This window comes from Autumnicola edwardsiae (assembly GCF_031846505.1).
Taxonomy (GTDB): Bacteria; Bacteroidota; Bacteroidia; order Flavobacteriales; family Flavobacteriaceae; genus Autumnicola; species Autumnicola edwardsiae.
Genome location: NZ_JAVRHP010000376.1, coordinates 1 through 209, shown reverse-complemented (window position 1 = coordinate 209; position 209 = coordinate 1). Strand labels below are relative to the sequence as shown.

The following is a 209-nucleotide window of genomic DNA, read 5'->3' as shown; positions in this document are numbered from 1 at the left end:
CATCTAATAAATCAACTTCTGACAAGTCTCAGAATCCTCATAAAAATCAGTCCAAAAATAATACACGGAAGGATTCAAAGGATGAGAAAAATGCTCCCAAGAGCAATAAACCTAATCCAAGGGACAACAAGAAAGATCCAAGAAGCAAAAAAGATAGCAACAATAACTCTGGCAACAGAGACAACAATAACCGGGATAACAATAATTCC

At 35.9% G+C, this 209-nt stretch carries 1 protein-coding gene; it reads left to right on the top strand.

What is annotated here, in order from left to right; translation table 11 throughout:
• On the top strand, positions 1–209 hold a 209-nt coding region (locus tag RM529_RS18040), incomplete at both ends, for a hypothetical protein (protein ID WP_311486102.1).